We start from the raw sequence: 22,186 nt of genomic DNA, 5'->3' as shown, positions 1-22,186 counted from the left end.
GGCGCCGGCGGTAGCGTCCAGGGCGTGGCAATCGATCCCAAGCGGGACAGGCACGCCCAGGTCGTCCAGGCCCTCGGCCCCCGCATCGTCACTGGCGAGCTCGCCCCCGGGACCTCCATCCCCATCGAGGAGGACCTGGTCGGCGAGCTGGGCGTCGGCCGCTCCGCCGTACGCGAGGGCGTGAAGGTCCTGGCGGGAAAGGGCCTGCTGGAGACCAGACGGAGCGCGGGCACCAGGGTGCGCCCGCGCGAGTCCTGGAACCTGCTGGATCCCGACGTCCTCAGCTGGCGGTTCGAGCCCGAGCCGCGCCCTGAGGACATCCAGATGCTGGCCGACCTGCGCGTCGCCCTGGAGCCGGGCGCGGCCAGGGTCGCGGCGGAACGGGCCGACGCGATCGCGGTCCAGCGCATCGACGAGGCCCTGGCCGCCCTGTACGCCACGGCCGACGACCCCGAGCCGTTCATCGAGGCCGACCTGGCCTTCCACAAGGCCGTGTTCGCCGCGGCGGGCAACGACCTGCTGCTCTACATCTACGACATGATCAGCATCGCCCTGCGCTCCGTACGGCAGGTGCACACCCGTTCAGTCGCGCACAACAAGGAAACGCTGCCCGGCCACGAACGCGTGGCGCTGGCGATCAGGCGCCGCCACCACCGCAAGGCCGAGGAGGCCATGCGCGAGGTGGTCGAGGTCGCCCGCGCCGACGCCGAGCAGCACGTACGCCTCTGCTGCTAGAAGACCTCGGCAAGAAAGAGCCCACCCTTGGACGTCCTCATCGACGTGGACGGCCCCGTGGCCGTCGTCACCCTCAACAGACCTGCCAAGCTCAACGCGATCACCCCCGACATGGCCGCCGCGCTGCGTGCCTGCCTGAGCCGGGTGGACGCCGACCCCGCCATCCGGGTGGCGGTGCTCACGGGTGCGGGCGAGCGCTCGTTCTGCGTGGGCAGCGACATCCGGGAGCTGGATGAGTACGCCACGCCGTGGGAGTTCCGCAACCGCGGCGACTACGGCGACGCCGTCCGCGCCGTGCGCAAGCCGATCATCGCGGCCATCAACGGCTACGCCTACGGCGGCGGTCTGGAGCTGGCCATGGCCTGCGACATCCGGCTGGCGGCCGACACGGCGACGTTCGCCGCCCCGGAGATCAAGCTGGGCTGGATCGGCGGCAGCGGCCAGTCCGCGCTGCTGGCCCACTGCGTCGGGCCGGGCAACGCCGCCACCATGCTGCTGACGGGCGAGCCGATCAACGCCGCCCGCGCCCTGGCCTGGAGGCTGGTCACCGACGTGTTCCCGCAGGACAAGCTGCTGCCGGCGGCGCTCGAGCTGGCCGGGACGATCGCCAAGCGGCCGCCGATCGCCGCGCAGACCGCCAAGGCCAACCTCAAGGCGGCCTACTCGATGCCGCTCGAGCAGGCCATCCAGTACGAGCGCGACCTGCAGACCGTCTGCTTCGCCACGCAGGACGCGGCCGAGGGCAGGGCCGCCTTCGCCGAGCGCCGCGAGCCGGTCTTCGAGGGGCGCTGATGGGCGTCCTGGACGGCTACCGCGTGGTCGACCTGTCCATCGCGATGGCGGGCCCGCTGGCCGCCATGCGGCTGGGCGACCTGGGCGCGGACGTGGTCAAGGTGGAGCCGGTGACCGGCGAGTGGCAGCGGCACGCCCCCGCCGGCGGGGCGACGGGCAACCGGGTCAACGCCTCGTTCCTGTCGCTCAACCGCAACAAGCGCAGCCTCGCCGTGAACCTCAAGTCCGACGAGGGCCGCGCCATCGTGCACAAGCTCGCCGCGACGGCCGACGTGTTCCTGCAGAACTACCGTCCCGGCGTGGCCGAGCGGCTCGGCATGGACCACGACACGATCAGCGGCCTCAACCCCGGCATCGTGTACGTCTCCATGTCCGGCTACGGCGAGAGCGGCCCGTACATGTCGAGGCCGGGCCAGGACCTGCTGCTGCAGGCCATGAGCGGCGCCATGCTGAGCACGGGCCGCGACGGGGATCCGCCCGCGCCCGCCGGCACGTACGCCATCGACGCCATCACCGCCTACAGCGCGTTCGAGGGCGCGCTGGCCGCGCTGCTGCACCGCGAGCGCACCGGCGAGGGCCAGCGGGTGAGCGTCAACATGCTGGACGCGGCCATCGCCGTGCAGATGCAGGAGCTGTCGGTCTTCACGGTCGGCGGGGTGCCGCAGCGGCGCGGGCGCGAGCCGCACGGCCACACCTACATCCGGGCGCCGTACGGGGTGTTCGCCACCAAGGACGGCTACCTCGCGCTCGGCATGCCCCGGCTGGACGCGCTGGCCGTGGCACTGGACCTGCCGGAGCTGGCCGGCATGGACGGCGACGCCGACGGCCACACCAGGCGCGACGAGATCACCGCGATCGTGGCCCGCAGGCTGCCGGACCGCACCACCGCCGAGTGGCTGGAGATCTGCGCCCGCCACGACCTGTGGGCGGGCCCGGTGTACGGGTACGCGGAGCTGGTGGCGGACCCGCAGGCCGAGCACAACGGCTCGTTCGTCACCTACGACCACCGCACCGAGGGCACGGTCACCACGCCGGGCTTCCCCTACGGCTTCAGCGCCACCCCGCCGGAGGTGCGCAGGGGCGCGCCGCTGGTGGGCGAGCACACGAGGGAGCTGCTCGACGAGCTGGGCTACTCCCCGGAGCGCACGGCCGAGCTGGTGGCGGAGGGCGTGCTGGCATGCGAGGACTGACCTGGGACCATCCCCGGGGATACGCCCCGCTGGACGAGCTGACGCGGCTGGATCTCGCCGGGAGCAACCCCTACGGTGACGTGCCGGAGCCGATCGAGTGGGACCGGCAGCCGCTCGAAGGCTTCGAGTCGGAGCCGATCGCGAGGCTGTGCGAGACGTACGACGTGCTCGTCATCGACCACCCGGGGCTGGGCGCGGCCATGGACGCGCTGGTGCCGATGGAGGAGCTGTTCGAGCCGGACGAGCTGGCGCGGCTGCGGGCGGGCACGGTCGGCCGCACCTGGGACAGCTACCGCCCGGAGGGGCGCCAGTGGGCGCTGCCCCTCGACGCGGCCACCCAGGTCGCCGTCGCCCGGCCCGGCGTGGACGCGCCCAAGTCCTGGCCGGAGGTGGCGGAGTTCGCCAAGGGTACGCGGACCGCGCTGTGCCTGGGCGGTCCGCACGCCTTCCTGATGTTCTGCGCACTGTGCTCGGGCGACTTCCTCGACGAGGAGGAGGGGATCCGGGCGCTGGAGCTGATGTCGGAGTTGCTCGCGCTCGCCGATCCGGCGGTGTCGCTGCTCAACCCGATCGGCGTCCTCGACGCCATGGCCGGGAACGCCTCGGACTACTGCCCCCTGGTGTACCAGTACACCGCGTACCCGCTGGCCTTCTCCGACGCGCCCGCCTGGCCGGGGCGGGCACCCGGGAGCGTGCTGGGCGGCACCGGGCTCGTGGTCTCCAGGCGGCGCATCGGCGCGATCCGCGAGGCCGTGCGCGCCCACCTGCGCCGCCTCGTGTCGGAGCCCGTGCAGACGGAGCTGTTCCCGGCCGCCGGCGGGCAGGGCGCGGCCCGCTCCGCCTGGAAGGACGGCCCCACGACGGCCACCATGGAGGCCGCCTGGATCAGGCCGCGCTTCCCCGGCTACATCGCCCTGCAGGAGAGATCGTCCGCGCTGATCCGCGACGGGCTGCTCGCCCGCGTCAAGGCCCGCGAACTCCTCAGGGAACTGCACAAGGAATGGAGGCAGCAATGACCACGGCGCTCGTGACAGGCGCCGCCGGAGCGCTCGGCAGGGCGATCGTCCGCCGCCTGGCCGCCGACGGCCACCAGGTGGCGGCGCTCGACCTCGACGCGAGCGCGCTGGAGTGCGCGCTCAACCTGAAGGCCGACCTGCGCGACCCGGCCGCGATCGAGGCCGCGTTCGCCGAGACGGCCGCGCGGCTCGGCCCCGTCGGGATCCTCGTCAACAACGCGGCCGTCTACCCCGCCAGGCCGTTCCTGGAGGTGCCGCTGGCCGAGTACGAGGACGTGCACGCGGTCAACCAGCGGGCCTACTGGCTGGCCTCCCAGCACGCCGCCAGGCAGATGACCTCAGGCGGCGCGATCGTCAACATCGCCTCGATCACCATGCACGGCGGCTGGTCCGACCTGGCCGCGTACGTGGCGACCAAGGGCGCGGCGGCGGCGCTGACCAGGGCGCTGGCCCGGGAGCTCGGGCCGCGCGAGATCCGGGTCAACTGCGTCTCCCCCGGCGCCTTCCCGACTGCGGCCGAGGAGATCCACGAGGACCCCGAGGCGTACAACCGGTTCGTCCTGGAGCGGCAGTCGCTCCAGCGGCGCGGCACGCCCGAGGAGCTGGCCGCCGTGGTGTCGTTCCTCGCGGGTCCCGACGCCTCGTTCGTCACGGGGCAGACCATCGAAGTCAACGGAGGGTGGGTGATGGCATGACGCCCGACCGCAGGCGGCTGGCCGAGCTGACCGGGGACCTGAGCGCGGCCGGCGGGGTCCGGCTGGTGACGCTCGGGGACGGTCTCGAGCGCGGCATCAGGACATTGGAGTTCCGCACCGGCTCTGGCCTGGCGTTCGACGTGCTGGTGGACAGGTGCATGGACATCGGGCACGCCGAGCACGCCGGGCGCTCGTTCGGCTGGCGCTCCCCCACCGGCTTCCGCCACCCCGGGCTGCACGAGAACGCCGACGAGGACGGGCTTTCCTGGCTGCGCTCGTTCTCCGGGCTCGTCGTCACTGCCGGGCTCGACCACACGCTGTTCGGGGGCGACGTGCCCGCCGGCAGCTACCGCTACCCGCCCCGCCAGTCCGTGCGGCACGGGCTGCACGGCCGGGTGGGCAACATCCCGGCCCGGCTCACCGGGTACGGCGAGCGCTGGGACGGCGACCGCTGCGTGCTGTGGGCCGAGGGCGAGGTGCGCCAGGCCGCGGTGTTCGCCGAGAACCTGCGCCTGGTCCGCCGCATCGAGACCGACCTGGGCGGCGACGAGATCAGGCTCGTCGACACCGTCACCAACGCCGGGTTCGAGCCGGCGCCGCACATGTTCCTCTACCACATCAACCTGGGCTGGCCGCTGCTCGACGAGGGCGCCAGGTTCGAGGCCGACATCCGCGAGACGCTCTGGCAGAGCGACAGCGTGGCCGAGCAGAAGGCCGACCACGTCACCTTCCCCGGGCCGGCGCCCGGCTTCGTGGAGCAGGTGTACGAGCACGCGCTCAACCCCGGCGCGGACGGGCTGCACCGGGTGGCGGTGGTCAACGACCGGCTCGGCATGAAGGTCGCCGTGGAGTGGCGGGCGGCGGAGTTCCCGTACTTCTTCGAGTGGCTGAACCTGCGCTCGGGCAACTACGCGGTCGGCCTGGAGCCGTCCACCCACCACGTGTCGGGCGACGCCGCGGCCAGGCAGGACGGCAGCATGATCTGGCTGGAGCCGCAGGAGTCGCGCACGTACCACACGACCTTCCGTGTCTCGGTCAGCTGATGCGGTAGGCGCGGCGGGCCGTGCCGGCGAAGACCTCGGCCCGCTCGCCCTCCGACAGCCCCGCGCACAGCTCGCCGGCGGCCTGCGCCACCTGCTCGTACCCGGCCGCGAGCAGGCAGACCGGCCAGTCGGAGCCGAACATCACCCGCTCGGGCCCGAACGCCTCCAGCACGGTCTCGGCGTACGGCCGCAGGTCGGCCACCTGCCAGGACGCCCAGTCGGCCTCGGTGACCATGCCGGACAGCTTGCAGTAGACGTTGGGGTGGGCGGCCAGCTCCAGGATCCGGCTCCGCCACGGCTCCAGCTCGCCCGAGGCGATCGGCGGCTTGGACAGGTGGTCGAGCACGAACGTCAACTCGGGCAGGGCGCCCACCGTGTCGATGGCGGCGGGGAGCTGGTGTGGCAACGTGAGCAGGTCGTACGCCAGCCCGGCGGCGGACACCGCGGCGAGCCCCCGCCGCACGTCGGGCCGGCTCAGCCAGCCGGGGTCCGGTTCGGACTGCACGCCGTGGCGGACGCCCACCAGCCCTTGCGGCAGCCCGGCCAGGGTGTCGGCGGCGTCGGGCGCGGTGAGGTCGATCCACCCGACGACGCCCGCGACCAGCTCGGACCGCGCGGCCAGGGCCAGGAACTCCCGCGTCTCCGCCAGGTCGGGCAGCACCTGGACCAGCACGGTCGCGGTCACCCCTGCCGCCGCGGCGGGTCCGGCGAGGTCGTCGAGGGTGAACGTGCGGCGGACGGGCGCCATCGGCTCGGGGTCGAGCCAGCCGTGCGCGCGGGTGGCGAGATCCCAGACGTGGTGGTGGGCGTCAATGCGGGCCATGGTCGGCAAATTAGCAGACATCCCATCTTTGGACTAGATCCTTGGGAGGTCTGGACATCTGATGACTACTTCACGTAAAGATACATCCTACGTTCACCGCGCCTGTGGCGTCCCTGTGAGCGGCTTTCACGCCGGACAGGTGGTACGCATCCACGCGCCCTCACTGCCTTCTGGAGTAACTGTGTCCAACGACGGCTACACACGACGAGGCGTACTCAAGACCGGTTTAGGAGCGGCGGCGGGCTCCCTGCTCGTGACCAGCCCGGCATTCGCCGCCGAGCCCGGCAGCAACCCGCTGGTGCTCTGGTACAAGCGCCCGGCGGCTGTCTGGCTCGAGGCGACACCGATCGGCTGCGGCCGGCTCGGGGCCATGGTCTTCGGCGGCGTCGCCACCGAGCGCCTGCAGCTCAACGAGGACAGCATCTGGGCCGGCGGGCCGCACGACTACGACAACCCCGAGGCGCTGGCCGCGCTCCCCCAGATCAGGCAGCTGGTCTGGGAGGACAAATGGCAGGCCGCGCAGAACCTGGCGGACAAGAAGTTCCTCGGCAAGCCCAGCGAGCAGGCGGCGTACCAGGTGCTGGGCGACCTCGCGCTGACGTACCCGGGCTCGGCCGAGTTCACGGAGTACCGCCGCGAGCTGGACCTGACCCGCGCCGTCACCACCGTCACGTTCGTGCGGGACGGCGTGCGCCACACGCGCGAGGCCTTCGCCAGCAACCCCGACCAGGTCATCGTCGTACGGCACACGGCCGACAAACCGGGCTCGGTGAGCTTCCAGGCGACCTTCTCCAGCCCGCAGAAGTCCGCCACCGCCTCGGCCGGGCGGGACTCGATCGCCCTCGACGGCGTGAGCGGCGACACCCAGGGCCTGAAGGGCGAGGTCCGCTTCCGCGCCGTGGCCAAGGCCGAGGCGCGCGGCGGCACGGTCCGTACGGACGGCGGCACGCTGATCGTCGAGGGCGCCGACGAGGTCACGCTGCTGATCTCCATGGGCTCCAGCTACCGCAGCTTCAAGGACGTCGGCGGCGACCCGGCAGAGGTGGCGGGGCGGCATCTCGTACGCGCGAGCGGGCAGCCGTACGAGGTGCTGCGGCGCAAGCACGTACGGGACTACCAGGAGCTCTTCGGCCGGGTCGAGATCGACCTGGGCACGTCGGAGGCGGCCGCGCTGCCCACCGACGAGCGGATCGCGCGCAAGCAGCTCGACACGGATCCCGCGCTCGCCGCCCTGTACTTCCAGTTCGGCCGCTATCTGCTCATCTCCTGCTCCCGCGCGCCCGGCTATGCCGCCAACCTGCAGGGCGTCTGGAACGACTCGCTCACGCCCGCGTGGGAGTCGAAGTACACCATCAACATCAACTGCGAGATGAACTACTGGCCCGCCGCGCCCACCAACCTGGTCGAGTGCATGGACCCGCTGTTCGACCTGGTCAAGGACCTGGCGGAGTCGGGCGCCAGGACGGCCGAGAAGCAGTACGGCGCGAAGGGCTGGGTGGCGCACCACAACACCGACGGCTGGCGCGGGACGGCTCCGGTGGACTTCGCGTTCTACGGGGTGTGGCCGACCGGCGGGGCGTGGCTGTGCCTGATGCTCTGGGAGCACTACCTCTACACGGGCGACGAGCGACGGCTGCACGAGCACTTCCCGCTGATCAAGGGGTCGGTGGAGTTCTTCCTGGACACCTTGCAGACCGATCCCAGGACCGGCTACCTGGTGACGAACCCGTCGCACTCTCCGGAGGTCGGGCACCACGAGGACGGCGGGGAGAACGTCAGCATCTGCGCCGGGCCCACGATGGACATGCAGATCCTGCGGGACCTCTTCCAGGCTTTCGCGGAGGCGTCCTCGGCCCTCGGCGTCGAGGACGGGATGCGCTCGAAGGTCCTTGAGGCCCGGGCGCGGCTCGTGCCCAACCAGATCGGTCACCTGGGACAGATCCAGGAGTGGCAGGAGGACTACCGGGGCGACGCCGCGCTGTCGCGCAGCCGCCACATCTCGCACCTGTGGGGCCTCTTCCCCGCCCACCAGATCGACCCCCGCCTCTCGCCCGACCTCGCCGCCGCCGCCCGCCGCACCCTCGAACTGCGTGGCGAGGCGGGGGCCGGGTGGTCGCTGGCCTGGAAGATCAACTTCTGGGCGCGGCTGCTGGACGCTCCCGAGGCGTACAAGCGGCTGTCCAACCTGCTGCTGCCCGCCCGTACGGCGCCGAACATGTTCGACCTGCACCCGCCGTTCCAGATCGACGGCAACTTCGGCGGGGTGTCGGGGATCACGGAGATGCTCCTGCAGAGCCACGGCGACCAGGTGCACCTGCTGCCCGCCCTGCCCGCCGCCTGGCCCGCCGGGTCGTTCCGCGGGCTGCGGGCGCGGGGCGGCTTCGAGGTGGACCTGTCGTGGAGCGCCGGCGCACTGGTCCGGGGGCGCATCTGCTCGGACCTGGGGCGCAAGCTCACGCTCAGGACGGCTCAGCCGGTGACGGTGACGTCGCACGGGCGCCCGGTCCAGGCCGACCGCCCGGAGCAGGGCGTGCTCGTCTTCGACACCCGCCGAGGAGCCACGTACGACCTCGCCCCCTGAGCACCCGCCGCGCCGCGCCACCGGCGTGCGGTGGCGCGGCACGGGTGCTCGACACGCACGGGCAGGCGCGGTGCACGGGCGGACGGCCCGACGGGCGGACCCATGGCACGGCGCGACGCTCCCGTCTCCTCAGCGGGCGCGTCAGGGGGCCGTCTCGGGTGCGGTGTCCGAGAACGCCGGGACGCCGGACGCGCCGGGCGACGAGCCCGCCAGGCCCGGGGCGGTCGCCCGCGCCTCGGGCGACGAGCCCGCCGGGACAGTGGCCGGGCGGGTGCGGGGGCGGGTGCGGGAGGCTTCGCCGCGGGCGTGCGCGGCGAACAGGCGGGCCGCCTCGTCGGGGTCGCCCGACGCCAGGGTCGCCACCAGGTCGTCGTGGTGACCGGCCATCGCCGTCCAGTCCCCGTCGTACAGCGGGTTGCCCACCACGTGCAGGCTCCACAGGTTGGACTCGATCGTCCGCCACAACCGCAGCAGGAACGAGTTTCCGCAGGCCGCGCAGACCCGCCGGTGGAAGGCCAGGTCGGCGTCGCGGAAGGCCCCGATGTCCCCGTCGCGGGCCGCCTGGCGCATCGCCATCACGTCGGCCGAGAGCTCGCGCAACGTGTCGGCCTGGATGCGGACGGCCGCACCGCGTGCGGCATACTCCTCCAGCAACACCCTGATGTCGCGGACCTCGCGGGCCTGCTCGTCCGAGATCTCCGCGACGTAGCTCCCCCGGTTGGGATAGGAGATGACCAGCCCCTCGTGCGCCAACCGCTTGATCGCCTCACGAGCCGGGGCCTGGCTGGTGCCGACCCGGCGGGCGATCTCCGCCTCCACCAGCCGCTGCCCCGCCACCAGCTCCCCCGACACGATCCAGCCGCGCAGCAGCGCGTAGACCCGGTCGGACAGCAGCTCCCTCGGCAGCAGCCGGGCCGCGGGCGGCGCGACCTGCTGCTCCTGCCAGATCCGCGCCACCGTCGACTGGGAGAGCCCGAGCTGGCGCGCCATCGTACGGGTCGAGGGCACGGCCGAGCCGCCGGCCGCGGCGGCGATCACCCGCTCGGCCTCCTGCCGCTCGGCGCTGCGCGGCCGGCCGGGGCGCGGCGCGTCCGCCAGCCCGTCCAGCCCCCGCTCCACGAAGCGGGCCCGCCACTTCGCCACCGTCGCCGGGCTCACGTCCAGCCGGTCGGCGATCTCCTTGCGGGGCAGCCCGTCGGCGCAGGCGAGCACGATACGGCTCCGCAGACTCAACCCCTCGGAGGACCCTTCCGCCCACTCGCGAAGAGTGGCGCGCTCCTCCTCACCCAGCACCAGCCGCTTGTCCTCAGTGCGTCCAGCCACAGCCCCACCTTAACGTATTTATGACTCAGCAACCCGCTGGAAACTTATTTGTAGCGCCGCATAGCCCCTTGACGAGGCTATGTGACCAACGTATTAAATAATCGCTAATCGAGTATCGACCCATTAAAAGGCGTCGCAGATCTCGCCCCCTTGGAGGTGCGATGCGTTCCCCCCGTCCATTCCTCGCCCCAGCCGCCCTCGGTTGCCTGCTCCTGCTCACCGGCTGCGGCGGGGGCGGCTTCGCCGGCGACTCGCAGGCGAAGCAGAGCGAGGGCGGCCAGGTCACGGTGAGGATGCTGGTCAACATCACCCCGAACCTCACTCAGGCGTACTGGGACGGCCTGGTCAAGCCGTTCGAGCAGGCCAACCCCGGCATCGACGTCAAGGTCGAGGCACCGACCGGCAAGGGCGTGGCGGACACACTGCCGCAGCAGCTCGCCGCGGGCAGCCCGCCCGACGTGGTCGAGACGCTGACGGCGGACGAGACGCTCTCCAAGCAGATGCTCGACCTGACCGACCAGCCGTGGGCGAAGGACACGCCGCTGGCCAAGGAGGCGAGCCTGGGCGGCAAGATCTACTCGGTGGGCGTCGGCGTGCAGGCGCAGTCGCTGGTCTTCTACAACAAGAGCGCGTTCGAGAAGGCGGGGATCGACAAGCCGCCGGCCACGCTTGACGAGTTCGACGCCGCGATGGGCAAGCTCAAGGCGGCCGGGTGGCTGCCGCTGCAGACCGGCGGCGAGTTCCTGACCGGGCTCCAGCTCCTGCAGTTCTCCGGCCCGTCGCGCGCCCAGTCGCACCCCACCTGGCAGCAGGACATCAAGGCGGGCAAGCTCAAGGCGGGCGAGTCGCTCCTGCCGTACCTGGAGCGCTACCGCGCCTGGATCGACAAGGGGTACGTCGACAAGAACGCCCTGGGCATGAAGTACGCCGACGCCGAGACCGCGTTCCTGTCCGGCAAGTCGGCCATGTACATCATGGGGAGCTGGTTCACCGCCGCCGAGGCCAAGGCCAAGAAGGACTTCGAGGTCAGCGTCTTCCCCGCCCCGGTCGACAAGGGCCAGCAGTACCCGGGGCCGCAGGGCGCCACGATGGCGGCCCCGTACATGATCCTCAAGTCCACCCCGAACAAGGACGAGGCGCTCAAGCTGGTGCAGTGGCTCGTCACCGACCCGGCGGCGGTCAAGAGCCAGCTCAAGCAGGACGGCAACTTCCGCGCCGGCGTGGAGCGCGAGTTCACCCCGCTGGAGAAGCAGGTGCAGCAGATCCTCGACGGCGCCCCCTCCGGCGTCCCGCAGGGTGAGGGGTACGGCGACGCGACCCTGCCCAAGGGCTTCAACGCCGCCTGGAACACCGAGGTCCAGGGCCTGTACGTGGGCAAGTCGCCCAAGGAGGTCGCCGAGGGCGTGGACCGCTGGCTGGCCGGCCGCAAATGACGCTCACCCGGGAAGCACCCCCAGCCCTCACCGAAGCACCCGCCCTCCCGAAGCGTAAGCGCGGCGACGGATGGGCCACCGCGATCATGGTCGGCCCCGCCACCGTCCTCTACACCGTGATGCTGATCGTCCCGGTCGGCCTGGCGCTCTACCTGAGCCTCACCGACTGGGACGGCTTCAGCGCCGACCCCGCCTTCGTCGGCGCCGCCAACTACCTCGATCTCCTCGACGACCCCGAGCTGCGCCGCGCCGCCCTCGTCACCCTGCTGGTGGCCGCGGCCGGCACGGCCGGGCTCAACCTCCTCGGCCTCGGCTTCGCCGTCCTGGTGAACGGCGTCTCCAAGGCGAACACGTTCTTCCGGATCGTGCTGTTCTACCCGCACGTGCTCAGCGCCCTCGTGGTCGGCTTCCTCTGGTCGGCGATCCTCGGCACCACCGGCGCGGTCAACAACCTGGTGAGCAAGTGGGGCGGGCAGGTGCTGCCGTTCCTGTCCGACCCGGCCTGGGCCACCATCACCATGATCGCGGTGCTGGTGTGGGCGGGGTTCGGCGTCAACGTGGTGCTCTACCTGGCCGGGCTGCAGGCGGTGCCGCACTCGCTGATCGAGGCGGCGCGCATCGACGGCGCGACGCGCTGGCAGGTGTTCAGGAACGTCACGCTGCCCGCGCTGGGCCCGTCGGTGACGGTCAACATCGTGCTGTCGCTGGTGACGCTGCTCAAGACGTACGACCTGGTGGTGTCGCTGACGGCGGGCGGCCCGGCGGGCCAGACGCAGACCGTCGCCTACCTCATCCTGTGGAACTCCTTCCACGACTCGCGCCTCGGCTTCGGCTCGGCGCAGTCGGTGCTGCTCATGCTGGTGACGGCGGCGCTGGCGTTCGTGGTGACCAAGCTGCGCAGGCGCGGCGAGCTGGCGGCGCACCAATGAGAAAGACCTTCCTCTGGGCGACCGTCGCCTTCATGCTCATCCCCCTGTACGTGCTGACCGTCAACGCGTTCAAGGGCCAGCAGGACATCCTGGGCAACCCGTTCGGCCTGGGGAACCTCACGCTCGAACCCCTGGGCAGGGCGCTGACGAACCCGCAGTTCAACGTGGTCAAGGGGTACGCGGTCACGCTGCTGTTCGTGGTGGCGGTCAACGTGCTGTCGGTGGTGCTGGCCGCCCCCGCCGCCTACGTCATCGCGCGCAGCCCCAAGCGCCGCTTCCGGATCCTGATGCTCTTCTTCCTGGCCGGCACGTTCATCCCGGGCCAGGTGCTGGTCATCCCCGTCGTGTACGTGCTCAAGACCCTCGGCCTGATGGGCACCATCCGGGGGTTCGTGCTGTTCGAGACCGTGTTAACGCTACCTTTCTCGATCTTCCTGTACGCCGGCTACATCGCCACCATCCCGGCCGTGCTCGACCAGGCGGCGGCCGTGGACGGGGCGGGCAGGCTGCGTACGTTCTGGCAGATCGTCTTCCCGCTGATGAGGCCCGCGGTCGCCACGATGGTCATCCTCAACACCTTCTCGGTGTGGAACGACTTCGTGAACCCGCAGATCATCCTCGGCCCCGGCAGCGGCCTCTACACCGTGACCACCGGCGTCTACGCGGCAGTCAGCCAGTACTCCACCGACTACACGGTGGTCTTCCCGACGCTGCTGCTGGCCATCGCCCCGCTGCTGGTCTTCTTCGTCTTCATGCAACGGCACATCATCAGCGGCCTCACCGCGGGAGCAACGAAAGGGTGAAGATGCGAGCTGTATCTCCGGGACACGCGAGCGATCCCTCTGTCACAGCGACCGTCCCGCTCGGCGTGCCACCGGCCTGGGCGGTGCTCGAGCGCAGGCTGTTCGACGCCCTCGACGAGGCCTGGCGGGCCTTCGCCGGCCGCTACTGCGGGCCCGACGGCCGGCTCATCTACCACGGCCCCGCCGCCGACAGGGACGGCGCCGACGACTTCTACGAGGCGTTCTTCAACTGGCCGACGCTCTACCAGCTCGGCGGCGCCGACGACCTGCTGGACGCGTCGAAGCACCACTGGGAGGGCGTGACCGCGCAGCTCACCGAGCTGGGCTATCTGGTGGACGAGTTCGAGCGCGGCTATGACTGGTTCCACCAGGGCGAGTCGCTCCTGCTGTTCTACGGCATCTGCGCGGCCGACCCGCGCGACGAGCGCTTCCGCGACCGCGCCCGCCGCTTCGCCGACCTCTACCTGCCCGGCTCCGCCAACTACGACGCCGAGCACGACATCATCCGCGCCCCGCACAACGGCGCCGGCGGCCCCCGCTACGGCCTGCAGTGGGAGTGGGCCTCCTACCACACGGACCTGGTCAGCATGCGGCCGTATGGGCTGCCGCTGCGCGACCTGCCGGGCATCACGACGTGGGAGGACCTGGCCGACCCGAACAACGCCGCCCGCATGGGCGCGGCCATGAGCGAGCGCATCGGCCGCGGCGACGTGGCCGTCAACCTGGCCGCGACCAGCCTGGCCGTCAACGCCTGGCTGTACGACGGCGACGACCGCTACCGCGACTGGGCGCTGCGCTACATCGGCGCCTGGCAGCGGCGGGCCGAGGCCAACGACGGGATCCTGCCCGACAACGTCGGCCCGTCCGGCGAGGTGGGCGAGCTGCACGGCGGCCGCTGGTACGGCGGCAACTACGGCTGGCAGTGGCCGCACGGCCTCTACAGCGTGGGCGCCGCCGCCGCGATCGCCGCGCTCAACGCCCACCTGCTGACCGGCGACGACGACGCGCTCGCCATCGGCCGCGCCCCCCTGGAGACCGTGTACGACAAGGCCGTCCAAGCCGGCGTGACCGAGACCGAGATGAGCATCAGCGACCGCTGGCTGGCCGAGCTCGGCGACGAGGCCGGCAAGCCCACCATGCTGGTGCCCAACCGGCACGACGACCACGGCTGGTTCGACTTCCAGCCGCCGCAGCTCGGCCTGCCGGTCTGGCTCTGGCACGCCTCGCTCGGGCGCGGGGAGGCCGAACGGATCGACCGGCTGCGGGCCGCCTCCGGCTACGACTGGTCCACGGTGCGCCCGTTCAGGAACAAGGAGGAGGCCGGGCACGAGGCGCCCTGGCTGGAGTTCCTGCGCGGCGCCAACCCCGGCTTCCCCGAGGCCATGCTGTCCACCGCGCTCAGCCAGGTGCAGCGGCGGATGGCGCTCATCCATGCCGACCAGGAGGACCTGGCCGCCATCCACGTGCACCACTGGCAGCGGCTCAACCCTGTGCTCACCGAGGCGCTGCTGCAGCTCGTCACCGGCACCCCGCAGGTGCTCTACAACGGCGGGCTGCTGCCCACCAGGCTGGCCTACTTCGACGCCGACCGCTACCGCCCGGGGCTGCCCCACGACGTGGCCGCGCTGGTCGACTCGGTACGCCCCGACGGGGTCCGCGTCGAGCTGGTCAACCTGGGCCTGACCCGTACCCGCAGGGTCGTGGTGCAGGCGGGCGCGTTCGGCGAGCACGACATCGACCGCGCGGTCGTCACTCGGGCGAGCGAGGGCTTCCCGGGCGACCCGCGCGCCTACACCTCTCCCCCCATCACCGAGTCGGAGCAGGAGGTGACGGTGGACGGGCCGCGCCTGCTCGTCGAGCTGCCGCCGGGCCGCCGCATCCGGCTCGACCTGCACACGACCGCGCGCGTCCGCACGCCGTCACACCAGCACTACTGAGGAGATACATGGACGACGCCATCTGGGATCTGCCTGTTCGCGGGCCGCTGCCCGCCAAACCCGATCCCGTCCTCGTGGAGGGGCTGTCCCGGATCAGCTCGGCCACCGCCTGCGCCAAGCTGCACGCCCAGGGCATACGGCGGACCTTCATCGAGGGACCGCGTCCCATCGCCCAGGGCCAGAAGATCGCCGGCCGGGTCCGCACGCTGCAGTTCATGCCGCAGCGCGAGGACATCGCCTCGGGGCTCGGCCAGGAGTACGTCGAGCGGCACACCGCGCTGTGGGCCGTGCTGGAGGCCATCGAGCCCGGCGACGTGCTGCTGGTGCAGGCCTACGGCAGCGCGTACACCGGCTGCTTCGGCGACATGCTGGTGCGCTACTTCAAGCGCAAGGGCGGCGCGGGCATCGTGGTGGACGGCCGGATCAGGGACCTGCCTCGGGTGAGCGGCATCGGCCTGCCGCTCTGGACCACGGGCGCGACCCCGCATTACGCCTCGCAGGCGGAGCTGTTCCCGTGGGCGTACGACGTGCCGGTGGCGGTGGGCGGGGCGCTCGCGCTGCCCGGCGACCTGTGCGTGGCCGACGACGACGGCGCCGTGGTGGTGCCGCGCCGCCGGGCCGAGGCGGTGCTCGAGGCCGCCGCCGACCACGAGCAGTGGGAGCGCTACAGCCGCGCCCGCATCGAGGAGGGCGGGGCGCTTTCCGACTACTACCCACTCACCCCCGAAACCCGCGCCGAGTACGAGCGGTGGCGGAATGTGAAGGAGAGCCAGTGATCCTCAGGTCCCTGGGCGCGGTCGTCTTACTCCTGGGCGGCTTGACGTCCCCGAGTACGGACGCCGCCAGTGCCAACTGCAACTACTACGTCTCCCCGTCAGGCAGCGACCGCGGCGACGGCAGCGCCCAGCGCCCGTGGAAGTCCATCGAGCAGGCCCGCGACCAGCTCCGGGCCAAAAAGAACCACCAGAACTGCGACATCGTGGTCAACCTCAAGACCGGTGGCTACGTCGTCGACAAGACGATCAACTTCACCGAGGCCGACTCGGGCGAGAACGGCCACAAGATCATCTACCGCAGCGCCGACGGACCCGGCAAGGCCAGGCTGCTCGGGGCCAAGCCGCTGACCGGCTGGCAGAAGTACAAGGACAACATCTACAAGACCAAGGTCGACCGGAACTTCTACACGCTCTTCGAGGACGGCAAGCGCGCCACCACCGCCCGCTACCCGAACAGGACCAGCGACGACCTGTGGTCGCCGTACCTGTTCTCCGTGCTGCCGGAGGCGGAGTACCAGGCCGTGCACAACTGGCTCTTCTTCGACGCCAAGGACGTCCCGAAGGAGTGGGACCCCGACTTCGACAAGAACGCGCAGATGGTCGTCTGGTCGGGCGGGTCGTGGAGCTGGTTCACCGACACCGTGCCGCTCGGCGGTGCCGACTTCCGCAAGAACTTCTTCACGCTCAGCTACGACGCCCGCTTCCACCTCGTCAACAGCCGCAGCGGCTCGCGCTACTTCCTGCAGAACACGCTGCGCTTCCTCGACCAGCCGGGCGAGTACTACTTCGACTTCGCCAACAGCGAGGTCTACTACTGGCCGAAGAGCTCCATCGACAAGGTCCTGGCCCCGACGGTGAAGACGCTCATCTCGCTGCACGGGTCGTCGCCCGATCGGCGGGTGCAGAACGTCGCCTTCGACGGGCTGGCGCTGCAGTACTCCGACTTCGTCGATTGGTACCGGTACGGCTGGAACGGCCCGGGTGACTCGGGCTACGAGCACAAGTACCCGGTCTACGACCGGCAGATCGAGCTGCCGCGCAACAGGTTCGGCATGATCACGCTGGAGAACACCCGTGACATCGACCTGACCAGGCTGCACATCTCGGACAGCGGCTACACGGGCGTCTTCCTGAACTTCGCCAACGAGCGGGTCAAGGTGGCCGACAGCCTGCTGGCCAACATCGGCGGTGACGGCATCAAGGTGGAGGGCGGCTATCCCGGCGAGGGCGCCATCTCCGGACACCACGTGTTCACCAACAACTACATCTACCACGTCGGCGAGCTCGTCCCCGGCGACGCGGCCGGCATCGAGCTGATGAGCACGGGCTACAACGAGGTCAGCAACATCGTCGTCAAGCACAGCGCCCGCTACGGCATCAGCCTGGAGGTCCGCCCCGAGATCAAGAACGAGGACAACTACGCCCGCGGCAACAAGTTCTCCTACATCCGCCTGGAGGAGACCGGTCTCGACAGCGGCGACATGGGCGCCTTCTACACCTACGGCGTGCACAACGTCGAGCCGCACCCGATCGACAACTACGTCACGCAGATGGTGATCGGCGACGTCCTCAACGACCCCGCCGGGCAGATGCCGGACTCCGGCACGCGCGGCGTGCACATGGACGCGGGCGGCTGCGGCTTCTCCATCTCCAACGTCGAGGTGGGCAAGGTCAGCGACGACAAGTACCAGGCCTACAAGTGCAACGAGGTCACCAACGCCAACTGGGCGGACGGCTTCGACACCTCGAAGATGGAGTACGACAAGATCGGCGTGACGAGCGCGTTCCCGTACCCGATCCCGAGCTAGGCGAACCCTCCGGGGCCGGGCTTGACCGCCCGGCCCCGCACCCCCTGGAGCTGGGCTTCGCCGCCCGGCCGCGCACCCCCTGGAGCGCATCGTGAACAACCTCACGCGCCGAGGCTTCCTCTTCCTGGGCACCGCCACCACGCTCGCCCTCACCGGCTCGCCCGCCTCCGCCACCTCTGCGGGGGCGGGCTGGTTCGCGCACCCGCGCCGGGCCGCCCGGCCGATGGTGCGCTGGTGGTGGCCCGACGCGCACGTGGATCCCGCCGAGATCAGGCGGGAGGTGGACCAGCTCGCGGACGCCGGGTTCGGCGGGGCGGAGATCGCGGCGGTGCACCACAGCATCCGCGACAAGTCCGTGCTGGACCCGGCCGGGCACGGCTGGGGCACCCCCGCGTGGAACGCCGCCGTCGAGGCCGCGCTCGACCAGGCGGCCAGGCGCGGCCTCCGCATCGACCTCACCCTCGGCCCCTCCTGGCCGGCGGCCGTCCCCACGATCACGCCTGAAAGCGACGCGGCGGTCAAGGAGCTGGCCCACGGCTCGGTCACCGTGGCGGGCGGCGCCACGTACGCGGGCGAGGCGCCGCCTCCCGCCGTGGCCGGGCATCCGGTACGCAAGTTGCTGCTCGTCCAGGCGGCCAGGGTCGAGTCCGCCAACTCCACCCGCGACGAGACCGGCCTCGACCCCGCCTCGGTGGTGCGGGTGCCGGTGAGCGACGGGCGCGTCGACTGGACCGCGCCCGCCGAGGGCGAATGGGTGCTGATCGCCTATTGGGAACGGGGCTCGGGCCAGCGTCCGGAGTCCGGGCCGCACACCGTGCCCGAAGCGTATGTGGTGGACCACTTCAGCCGGGCCGGCACCCGGGCAGTGATCGACTACTGGGAGTCCACGCTGCTCACGCCCACCGTGCGGCGGCTGCTGAAGCGGGCGGGCGGTGCGCTGTTCGAGGACTCCATCGAGATCGAGAGCGACGCGCTGCCGTGGACGCCCGGGCTGCCGGCGGAGTTCGGGCGGCGGCGGGGCTACGACCTGGCGCCCTTCCTGCCGGTCATCGTGCTGAAGGACGAGGACCAGGTCTTCGCCTACGATGCCGCGCTGACCAGGCACGCGCGCAAGGACTACTGGGACACGGTCTCCGAGCTGTTCAACGAGCACCATCTCGGGATGCTGCGCGACTGGGCGCATTCGATCGGCCTGGAGTTGCGGGCGCAGCCGTACGGGCTGCGCACCGACGCCATCGCGAGCGCGGCGATTCTCGACGTGGCCGAGGGCGAGTCGCTGGGGTTCAAGAACCTCGACGACTACCGGTGCCTGGCGGGCGGCCGGGACCTGGCGGGCCGCGAGGTGCTGTCCTGCGAGGCGGGGGCGTACCAGGGCGGGGCGTACACCACGACCTGGACGAAGCTGCTGCGCACGATGGGTGGCGCGTACGCGGCGGGGCTCAACCAGACCGTCCTGCACGGCTTCTCCTACGCCACGGCGCCCGGCGCGGCCTGGCCCGGGTTCGCCGCCTTCACGCCCTACAACGGGACCGCCGGGTACGCCGAGTCCTGGGGGCCGCGCCAGCCCACCTGGCGGCATATGGCTGACATTTCTGGATATTTCGCAAGAATTCACCAGGTCATGCGGGAAGGCGCGCCGCGCGCCGACGTGGCGGTGCTGCGGCAGACCGGCTACACGAAGACCGGCATCGGCGCCGGCTGGTTCACCGCGAGCGGCGTGCCCATCGGCTGGACCCATCAGTTCGTCAGCGGGCCGCTGCTCGACCTGCCGGCCGCCCGGGTCGCGCACGGACGGCTGGCGCCGGACGGGCCGGCGTACAAGGCGCTGTTCGTCGAGGGCGACCGCTTCAACGCCGGCGAGTGCACGATGACCGTGGGGGTGGCGCGGCGGCTGCTGGGATACGCCACGGCGGGGCTGCCGATCGTGCTGCTGGGCGACTGGCGGGCGGCCTCGGTGCCCGGCGTCGCACGGGACGGGGAGAACGAGCGGCTCCGCGGCGTCCTGGCGGAGCTGCTCTCGCGGCCCACCGTGCGCATGGTCGCGGCAGCGGGCGACGTGCCGTCCGCGCTCGACGCCCTCGGCGTGCGGCCCGACGTGCGGTACGCCACCGCGTCCACGCTGCTCACGGCCCGCCGGGTGGCCGGTGACGTGGACTACTACTACCTGTGCAACGGCAAGCACGTCGAGAACCCCAAGCCGCCGATCGCCCCTGTCGACCACCAGGTCACGCTGGCCCGCACGGCCCGCGACGGGGTGCCGTACCTGCTGGACCCGTGGACCGGGCAGGCCGAGCGGCTGGCGCTCTGCGCGGAGGACGGCGACGGGATCCGGCTGCGGGCGAGGCTGCGCCCGGGCGAGTCGATGGTGGTGGCCATCGGCCGGCCCGGCCTGTTCGGGACCGGGAGGGCGGAGGGGCCGCACGCCGTCGCGACGGACGCGGACCTGGTGAGGTTCGAGAAGGGCGCGCTGGTGGTGCGTGCCTCCCGCGCCGGGACGTACACGACCACGCTGTCCGACGGCCGGACGGTGACCTCCGTGATCGGACCGGTGCCCGAGCCGGTCGTCCTGTCGTCATGGCAGCTGGAGGTCGAGGACTGGCGACCGGAGGGGACGACCACGCACCGGATGGCCCTCGACCGGCTGTCCCCCTGGTCGGACATTCCCGATCTGGCCGACGTATCGGGCATCGGCGTCTACACCACCGACATACGGCTGGAGGGCGGGGCGTACCTGGAACTCGGCGAGGTGACGGACACGTGCCGGGTGAGCGTCAACGGGCGGCGCCTGGACCCGGTGGACCAGATCAACCCGGTCGTGGACGTCGGGCCGCACCTCAGGCAGGGGGCCAACACGATCGAGGTGGAGGTGGCGACGCCGCTCGGCAACCGGCTCAGGGTCGCCGACCCTGCCGTGTACGGGCGGCTGACCCGCCAGCCTTATGGCCTCATGGGCCCTGTCCGGCTGGTGCCGTACGGCGAAGCTCGCGTGGTGGTGCCTCACACAAGTTGACTGCTCAGCTCCGTCTGCGATGGGGCCCACGGCATCTCCATCGGAGGCACCGAGGCGCTTCCCCGGAGCACTTCCACATGATCGGCGAGCTGCTGGCCGCACCGATAGGAGCTGATTCATCCACGAATACAAGCAGGTCACATGACATGACAGGGTATTCGGCACCCACACCCTACTTCAGGCACTCTTGCATGGTCTTCAATCGCGAGCCCGTGATCGGGCAGACCCGGATCTCGCGGCCCTCCTTGTCGACGACCTTCCGGCGCCCCAAGGGCCGGTCGAGCGTGATGGGCACCAAAACGACCCCGACGCGACCACCGATGTAAGCACGCGGCCACAATTCGTCCCGCCATTTCTCAAGCAGCGTGCGCTCACGTCGCGGGCAGACGTCGCGAAGCACTACCCGGACCCGGGTAGTCGATCGGCATGAGCACCGATGAGCCTGGTCCTGAGCCCTGTGACTGGTGTGGCGTGGTCAACACGAACGGGTCGCAGACTTAGACGACGTCTCATTTGGCGAGTCGGCGGTAGCAAATGAGTGCTGCGGCGATGGCGACGAAGGATGCGAAGTGGTTGGCCCGGCGTTCGTAGCGGCGATGAAGGCGGCGGCATCCGGCCAGCCAGGAGACCGTTCGTTCGACCACCCAGCGGTGCCGGCCCAGGCGCTGGCTGGATTCGATGCCGCGGCGGGCGATGCGCGGGACGATACCGCGTCCGCGCAGGAAGGTGCGCAGGTGCGGGTAGTCGTAGCCCTTGTCGCCGTGCAGCTTGCCCGGTCGGCGACGGCGCGGGCCACGGCGGGAGCGGATCGGCGGGATGCTGTGCACCAGCGGCTCCAAGCCCAGGCTGTCGTGGGTGTTGGCCGCGCTGATTGCGACAGAGATGGGCAGACCGGTCCGCTCGAAATAGGGATCATGCCTTGGTGGCTGATTCCCGCCCCCGGACCGACCGAGCGCGAGGAACGCCGCGCGGAACAACGCGCCGTGACGCTGGACGCCTTGCACACCGCGAAGATGGCCGCCCGCCTGATCACCCAGACACTCCACGCGCACTATCTGCTGATTTGACGGGCAACCAGCCGCTGGCCCGCCACCTCACGCGGACTTCTTGCGATTCTTCTTCCCGGGTAGTCGCCAAAAGCTGATCATCCTGTCGAGTGTTCGCCTGACAGACCGGGCATTCAGCTCTCCGTAGAATCGCGACCAGCCATCTGCCGGTTGAAAGGTCGCGATGCCCACGCCGTACCCGCCGTCCAACGGGCCCGTTCATCCCCAGTGGCCGCAGGGCCAGCC

At 71.1% G+C, this 22,186-nt stretch carries 17 protein-coding genes; 14 read left to right on the top strand and 3 right to left on the bottom strand.

Going from position 1 to position 22,186, the window contains the following annotated elements; genetic code table 11:
• Positions 1-24: 24 nt before the first annotated feature.
• Genes ACIBVN_RS03185 through ACIBVN_RS03160 form a run of 6 tightly spaced genes read left to right on the top strand, consistent with a single transcriptional unit; the run spans position 25 to position 5,471 of the window.
• Complete coding sequence (locus ACIBVN_RS03185; RefSeq protein WP_397132095.1) at positions 25-735, top strand: FadR/GntR family transcriptional regulator; 711 nt, start codon at positions 25-27, stop codon at positions 733-735.
• 27 nt (positions 736-762) lie between these two features.
• Positions 763-1,527 carry an enoyl-CoA hydratase/isomerase family protein gene (locus ACIBVN_RS03180; RefSeq protein ID WP_397132093.1) on the top strand — a complete coding sequence of 255 codons (765 nt, stop codon included), beginning with the start codon at positions 763-765 and terminating at the stop codon, positions 1,525-1,527.
• A complete protein-coding gene (locus ACIBVN_RS03175) occupies positions 1,527-2,717 on the top strand; it encodes a CaiB/BaiF CoA transferase family protein (protein WP_397132091.1) in 1,191 nt (396 codons plus the stop codon). Before ACIBVN_RS03180 ends, ACIBVN_RS03175 begins: the two co-directional genes overlap by 1 nt.
• Entirely contained in the window at positions 2,705-3,733 is a 1,029-nt protein-coding gene (locus ACIBVN_RS03170; protein WP_397132089.1) for a hypothetical protein, read from the top strand. The genes ACIBVN_RS03175 and ACIBVN_RS03170 overlap by 13 nt, the downstream gene beginning before the upstream one ends.
• Entirely contained in the window at positions 3,730-4,428 is a 699-nt protein-coding gene (locus ACIBVN_RS03165; RefSeq protein ID WP_397132087.1) for an SDR family NAD(P)-dependent oxidoreductase, read from the top strand. The genes ACIBVN_RS03170 and ACIBVN_RS03165 overlap by 4 nt, the downstream gene beginning before the upstream one ends.
• On the top strand, positions 4,425-5,471 hold the full coding sequence (locus ACIBVN_RS03160; protein WP_397132085.1) for an aldose 1-epimerase family protein: 1,047 nt from the start codon (positions 4,425-4,427) through the stop codon (positions 5,469-5,471). Before ACIBVN_RS03165 ends, ACIBVN_RS03160 begins: the two co-directional genes overlap by 4 nt.
• Here the strand turns inward: ACIBVN_RS03160 and ACIBVN_RS03155 are convergent.
• Positions 5,464-6,294: an amidohydrolase family protein gene (locus ACIBVN_RS03155; protein ID WP_397132083.1), complete on the bottom strand. Its 831-nt coding sequence runs from the start codon at positions 6,292-6,294 to the stop codon at positions 5,464-5,466. The genes ACIBVN_RS03160 and ACIBVN_RS03155 overlap by 8 nt on opposite strands.
• 181 nt (positions 6,295-6,475) lie before the next feature.
• On the opposite strand from ACIBVN_RS03155, the gene ACIBVN_RS03150 reads away from it, so the two are divergent.
• On the top strand, positions 6,476-8,875 hold the full coding sequence (locus ACIBVN_RS03150) for a glycosyl hydrolase family 95 catalytic domain-containing protein (RefSeq protein WP_397132081.1): 2,400 nt from the start codon (positions 6,476-6,478) through the stop codon (positions 8,873-8,875).
• Positions 8,876-9,016: 141 nt separating this feature from the next.
• Here the strand turns inward: ACIBVN_RS03150 and ACIBVN_RS03145 are convergent, their stop codons facing one another.
• Entirely contained in the window at positions 9,017-10,198 is a 1,182-nt protein-coding gene (locus ACIBVN_RS03145; RefSeq protein ID WP_397132079.1) for an FCD domain-containing protein, read from the bottom strand.
• A gap of 161 nt (positions 10,199-10,359) precedes the next feature.
• On the opposite strand from ACIBVN_RS03145, the gene ACIBVN_RS03140 reads away from it, so the two are divergent.
• The 7 genes from ACIBVN_RS03140 to ACIBVN_RS03110 all read left to right on the top strand — a co-directional run bounded on the left by ACIBVN_RS03140 (position 10,360) and on the right by ACIBVN_RS03110 (position 20,894).
• Positions 10,360-11,631, top strand: a complete 1,272-nt coding sequence (locus ACIBVN_RS03140) for an ABC transporter substrate-binding protein (protein WP_397132077.1) — start codon at positions 10,360-10,362, stop codon at positions 11,629-11,631.
• Positions 11,628-12,560, top strand: a complete 933-nt coding sequence (locus ACIBVN_RS03135) for a carbohydrate ABC transporter permease (RefSeq protein ID WP_397132075.1) — start codon at positions 11,628-11,630, stop codon at positions 12,558-12,560. Before ACIBVN_RS03140 ends, ACIBVN_RS03135 begins: the two co-directional genes overlap by 4 nt.
• On the top strand, positions 12,557-13,363 hold the full coding sequence (locus tag ACIBVN_RS03130) for a carbohydrate ABC transporter permease (protein ID WP_397132073.1): 807 nt from the start codon (positions 12,557-12,559) through the stop codon (positions 13,361-13,363). Before ACIBVN_RS03135 ends, ACIBVN_RS03130 begins: the two co-directional genes overlap by 4 nt.
• Positions 13,364-13,365: 2 nt before the next feature.
• Positions 13,366-15,300 (top strand): hypothetical protein, encoded by a 1,935-nt coding sequence (locus ACIBVN_RS03125; protein WP_397132071.1) that lies wholly within the window; start codon positions 13,366-13,368, stop codon positions 15,298-15,300.
• An 8-nt stretch (positions 15,301-15,308) separates the two neighbouring features.
• Positions 15,309-16,076, top strand: a complete 768-nt coding sequence (locus ACIBVN_RS03120) for a hypothetical protein (RefSeq protein ID WP_397132069.1) — start codon at positions 15,309-15,311, stop codon at positions 16,074-16,076.
• Positions 16,073-17,884 carry a right-handed parallel beta-helix repeat-containing protein gene (locus ACIBVN_RS03115; protein ID WP_397132068.1) on the top strand — a complete coding sequence of 604 codons (1,812 nt, stop codon included), beginning with the start codon at positions 16,073-16,075 and terminating at the stop codon, positions 17,882-17,884. Before ACIBVN_RS03120 ends, ACIBVN_RS03115 begins: the two co-directional genes overlap by 4 nt.
• A 91-nt stretch (positions 17,885-17,975) precedes the next feature.
• On the top strand, positions 17,976-20,894 hold the full coding sequence (locus tag ACIBVN_RS03110; protein ID WP_397132066.1) for a glycosyl hydrolase: 2,919 nt from the start codon (positions 17,976-17,978) through the stop codon (positions 20,892-20,894).
• Between the two features lie 509 nt (positions 20,895-21,403).
• Here ACIBVN_RS03110 and ACIBVN_RS03105 read toward each other — a convergent pair.
• Entirely contained in the window at positions 21,404-21,898 is a 495-nt protein-coding gene (locus ACIBVN_RS03105) for an IS5 family transposase (RefSeq protein WP_397132064.1), read from the bottom strand.
• Positions 21,899-22,186: the final 288 nt, after the last annotated feature.

It is taken from the genome of Nonomuraea sp. NPDC049400 (assembly GCF_044466425.1).
Classification (GTDB): Bacteria; Actinomycetota; Actinomycetes; order Streptosporangiales; family Streptosporangiaceae; genus Nonomuraea.
The sequence above is the reverse complement of the archived record's forward strand: the minus strand, read 5'-3'. Positions and strand labels throughout refer to the sequence as shown.

Excerpts from the sequence above, each read along its gene's own strand:
- ACIBVN_RS03120 (WP_397132069.1), top strand. The coding sequence starts at position 15,309 with ATGGACGACGCCATCTGGGATCTGCCTGTTCGCGGGCCGCTGCCCGCC.
- ACIBVN_RS03130 (WP_397132073.1), top strand. The coding sequence starts at position 12,557 with ATGAGAAAGACCTTCCTCTGGGCGACCGTCGCCTTCATGCTCATCCCC.
- ACIBVN_RS03140 (WP_397132077.1), top strand. The coding sequence starts at position 10,360 with ATGCGTTCCCCCCGTCCATTCCTCGCCCCAGCCGCCCTCGGTTGCCTG.
- ACIBVN_RS03165 (WP_397132087.1), top strand. The coding sequence starts at position 3,730 with ATGACCACGGCGCTCGTGACAGGCGCCGCCGGAGCGCTCGGCAGGGCG.
- ACIBVN_RS03160 (WP_397132085.1), top strand. The coding sequence starts at position 4,425 with ATGACGCCCGACCGCAGGCGGCTGGCCGAGCTGACCGGGGACCTGAGC.
- ACIBVN_RS03175 (WP_397132091.1), top strand. The coding sequence starts at position 1,527 with ATGGGCGTCCTGGACGGCTACCGCGTGGTCGACCTGTCCATCGCGATG.
- ACIBVN_RS03125 (WP_397132071.1), top strand. The coding sequence starts at position 13,366 with ATGCGAGCTGTATCTCCGGGACACGCGAGCGATCCCTCTGTCACAGCG.
- ACIBVN_RS03155 (WP_397132083.1), bottom strand. The coding sequence starts at position 6,294 with ATGGCCCGCATTGACGCCCACCACCACGTCTGGGATCTCGCCACCCGC.
- ACIBVN_RS03170 (WP_397132089.1), top strand. The coding sequence starts at position 2,705 with ATGCGAGGACTGACCTGGGACCATCCCCGGGGATACGCCCCGCTGGAC.
- ACIBVN_RS03135 (WP_397132075.1), top strand. The coding sequence starts at position 11,628 with ATGACGCTCACCCGGGAAGCACCCCCAGCCCTCACCGAAGCACCCGCC.